The following is a 4,119-nucleotide window of genomic DNA, read 5'->3' as shown; positions in this document are numbered from 1 at the left end:
CAATGAAATAAGGAAAAATGTATGGATCAATTTATTCATGAATCTAGGAAGGATCTGAGAATTTAAGTTGGCAACTGGAAAATGTGTCTTTTGATGAAATTTATAGTTTAATTTGTTAGGCACCGATTCATTGACATATCCATTTCATCGGGCAATATCTTAGCTCATTTAACCTTCCAACCTTCCAAGATTTTATAATTATGATTAAATTTGTCTTATCGATTTTCCTGAGTGTTTGTGCATTTTTGTCTTTTTCCTCGTTTGCAGAAAAGACGACACCCAACATTGTTTTCATTTTTGCTGATGACTGGGGATGGGGTGACTTGGGTTGCCATGGTCATCCCTATTTAAAGACACCCAATATCGACCGATTGGCCAAGGAGGGGACTGATTTTCACAGGTTTACTGTAGCCAGTGGAGTGTGCTCACCCAGTCGAACTGCAGTGATGACCGGACACTTTCCTGCCCGCTACAATATTGACGGGCATTTTGCCTGGGTACCAAGTAATCAAAGACGTAACATGCCTGACTGGCTGGATACCAATGCCCCATTGTTACCAAAGTTTCTCAAAAAAGCAGGGTATTCAACTGCACATTATGGAAAGTGGCACCTTGCCAATGATATGATCCCGGATGCTCCGTTTCTCACTGAATATGGCTATGATGATTATGGGTCATACAATTGTTCAGGGCCACAGATGTTTGTCCATGATGATGTAAAAAGTGCGATTCCATTCATGAAAAAAAGTCATGCAAAGAAAAAGCCATTCTTTATTAATTTATGGATTCATGAACCGCATACTCCCTTTCATGTGGATCCAAAATTACAGAAACTTTTTCCCGATTTACCTGAGGCGGACAATATTTATGCGGCCACTTTGTACCATGCGGATTTAAGAATCGGTCAATTGTTGGATGCCTTGGACGAGATGAAAATTTCCGATAATACGCTGGTTATTTTTAGCTCGGATAATGGACCGGCAAGGGGTTCTCCCAATTCCCCCATTGCCCTGAGTTATGACTCAGCCACTGGTCCGGGATACGGAATAGGAGCAGCCAAGGGGATTACAGGAGGGCGTCGTGCTTTTAAGGGGGCTTTAATGGAAGGTGGAATCGGGGTGCCCTTTATTGCCCGCTGGCCCGGCAAAATTGCCGCGGGGAAAGTGGATAAAACTTCGGTGATGTCAGCAGTTGATTTACTCCCTACTTTTTGTGAACTAGGGAATGTGAAACTCCCCAAGTCGTACAAGCCGGATGGAATGAGCCAAGTTCCTGCATTAATGGGGAAGGGCAATCCATTACGTAAAAAACCAATCTTTTGGAAAATGTCTGCACCGTGGCCAGCGAACAAGTCCAAGCCCGATCATTGGGTTGCTTATGCAGTGGTTCATGAACAATGGAAATTGGTACTTAACAAGGACCAGTCCCATGCCGAACTTTATGATTTAGTCCGTGATCCATTGGAGAGTACAAATCGGGCCGATAAGAATTCAGAAACCGTAAGTCGATTGAAAATCTTGCTCCAAAAATGGCTTAGTTCCTTGCCCGAAAAACCAACGGGAAATGTATTCTCAAGCCTTAGGAAAAATTGATTTCCTATTCTGCCACTCGGTAAAGAGTGTTATCAGTACGGATAAGAAATGAATTTTTATGGGGTGCAAAGGTAGCCATGTGTGGAGCTCCATCCAATTCATTTTCTGAAATGATTTGCAGGCTTTTTCCCGGACGGATGACAGTGGTTTTCCCGGCTCGATCAGAAAGGTAGAGTAGTCCATTGGCGAGGATGGGGGAGGCATTAAATTCACCGTCGAGCCTTTCTCGCCAATTGAGATCACCTGTTTGAGCATTTACGCAGGAAAGAATTCCACCATCGTTTACCACATAAAGTTGATTTCCTACTAAGATAGGGGAAGGGATTCTGGGTGCACCCTTGGTCATTTTCCAGACAAGCTTGGGCTCGGTAAGGCCTTCCAATTGGTAAGCATGAACTTCGGATTTCATAAAGCAGGTGGACAGATAAAACATTCCGTGGCCCACAACGGGCCGTGCCACATTAGAAAACCCGAGTATGCCATACCTCATTTTCCAAAGCTCATTTCCATTTGCTGGATTGTATCCGTATACCCAGTCCGCTGCGCAGGAAATCAAAATAGGTTTACCGTTGAATGTTTCAATGATCGGAGTCGAGTAAGATTTTTGGAGTTGTGGGTTTTCTTTCATTTCCCCGGTTCGTTCAGTTTGCCAAGCAATTTTACCGTTGTCCTTGTAGAGTGCGACGATGCTTTGCCGATCACTTCCATCCAAATGGAAGATCATCAGGTTTTTCCATACAATGGGTGAGCTCCCCGGTCCATTTTCATGCATCACCCACAGGTTTTTTTCGTCATTTTTCCAAATGATATGACCTGATTTTGAATCAATGCACGCATTTCCATAAGCACCAAAATGAAGGTATAGTTTGCCCTCTTGAAGATAGGGGCTGGGGGAGGCATAGCTGTTTAACTTATGAACCCATTGTGGCTGTTTTTTCTTAAAAACTTCAATGTTTTTCAGAATTTTTCCAGAAGAAGCATCAATCTTCAGGGCCCGAAGGCTCACTTTGGAAAGTACTGTAACAGTGGGTAATCCCTTATTTTCCTTTAGTCTTTCCTCTTTTTCTTTTTCGGATGCAGGAGTTTCCAGAGCAGTGGTTACCCAAATATTCTCACCATCATGAACCGGAGATGAGTGGCCACGGCCAGGAAGGCTCGTTTTCCAAGAGATATTTTTTTGGGAAGACCAGGACTTCGGGTAATTGGCTATTGGGGCATGACCGGAGGCGTCCGGGCCGCGCCATTGTGGCCATGACTGGGCATATGCTAGTAGGGGAAGAATCAGAGAACCAAGAAAAAAGGGTTTCATTGAATAGGCTATTGAGCGGGAAGTCTTTTCACGAAAAGATTACGAAAAAGGACTGTGCTTCCGGGATCGTGTCCCTGAAGTGCAAATGTTCCTTCTCCTAATACCCTTTCAAAGTCCCCACTTTTTTTCCAGTCCTCCGGTTGGTTCCAATCGGAGATTACTTGATCATTTACCTTTGTGATTACATGTTTGCCATCCACTTTTATGTAAAGGGTAAACCATTCGTCATCCCGTGCCGGAGCTTCCAGGCAATCTTGTACGCCATAAATACTGGCTGTCTTTTTGGGGTCGTGATAGGTATTATTTATTTGGCATTCAAAACCCGCTTTTGGCCAACCGTCCTCCTGGAAGCGAGTATGGAAATACACGCCTGCATTGGAATGCGGTAGAGTCATAACCTCGGCCTTGAATTCAAAGTTTTTGAACGGCTTTTTAGTCTGATAAAAAAGATGGCAACGCCCCGGTGCATTGGCCACGATGCACCCATTCTTTACGGAGAATGATTCCTCATTTTCGTTTGGCTTCCAGCCTTTGAGAGTTTTTCCGTCAAACATGCTGACCCAACCCTTTTGCTTCGAATGATCTTGGGTGTAGTGTTCCGCTAAGAGGTCTCTTCCAAAATCTCCTTTAAAGTCTCTCCATACCGCATGAACATGATTCACATTATTTTGAGTATTGGCGTATTCGAACAGGAAATCCGGTGTTTGTATGCGGTAGTAGTGACCTGTTTCAGGGGTCAGCCCGCCCGCCCATGCAAAAAAGGTTTCAGTGGGGTGAAGGAGAGGTTTATTTTGGTTTATTTGTTTAACTACCTGGGGGCGATGTTTTGCTGAATACACTGCGATTACTTCTTGTAGCCATCCTTTTTGACGGGGATTCATCTTAGTAATAGGAAGACCCTGAGCCGGCACGAATGTTGACCAGTCTACTGTGTTGTCCTGACCGGAATAGATTTCACGAGGAGCTTTGCCAGAAAGAATCGCCATTTTTTTTTGGGGAGGGGAGAGAGATTTGAAGAACTTGAACGCGGTTGTCTCCTCCTCGGCAAGAACGCGCATTCCGGCATGTTTTCCTTCTGTTACCTTCGCTGGACTAGCTCCCCAGAAACTTGGAGTGACGGAAAAAATCCTACCATTCACCAAGGAGAAATTAAGCGATAAATGGTGTCCTTCAAAGCGCCACCCCCAGGTGCCGGCTTTATTTGGCTGACCAAAGATT

3 protein-coding genes are annotated in these 4,119 nt (G+C 44.5%); 1 reads left to right on the top strand and 2 read right to left on the bottom strand.

Annotated elements, in window-relative coordinates:
* Window positions 1-200 precede the first annotated feature (200 nt).
* A complete protein-coding gene (locus ACKPQ5_RS07470; protein ID WP_407678477.1) occupies window positions 201-1,592 on the top strand; it encodes a sulfatase family protein in 1,392 nt (463 codons plus the stop codon).
* 4 nt (window positions 1,593-1,596) lie between these two features.
* On the opposite strand, the gene ACKPQ5_RS07465 is transcribed toward ACKPQ5_RS07470, so the two are convergent.
* Both ACKPQ5_RS07465 and ACKPQ5_RS07460 read right to left on the bottom strand, forming a co-directional pair.
* Window positions 1,597-2,901 (bottom strand): outer membrane protein assembly factor BamB family protein, encoded by a 1,305-nt coding sequence (locus tag ACKPQ5_RS07465; protein WP_407678476.1) that lies wholly within the window; start codon window positions 2,899-2,901, stop codon window positions 1,597-1,599.
* Between the two features lie 8 nt (window positions 2,902-2,909).
* Window positions 2,910-4,119 (bottom strand): DUF3500 domain-containing protein (locus ACKPQ5_RS07460; protein ID WP_407678475.1); only part of this gene is annotated, 1,210 nt, incomplete at its 5' end.

Origin of the sequence: Candidatus Seribacter sulfatis, assembly GCF_964187635.1 — a bacterium.
GTDB classification, from domain to species: Bacteria; Verrucomicrobiota; Verrucomicrobiia; order Opitutales; family Seribacteraceae; genus Seribacter; species Seribacter sulfatis.
The sequence above is the reverse complement of the archived record's forward strand: the minus strand, read 5'-3'. Positions and strand labels throughout refer to the sequence as shown.

Bases quoted from the DNA above. Each gene is read 5' to 3' on its own strand.
- ACKPQ5_RS07470 (WP_407678477.1), top strand. From the start codon at position 201: ATGATTAAATTTGTCTTATCGATTTTCCTGAGTGTTTGTGCATTTTTG.
- ACKPQ5_RS07465 (WP_407678476.1), bottom strand. From the start codon at position 2,901: ATGAAACCCTTTTTTCTTGGTTCTCTGATTCTTCCCCTACTAGCATAT.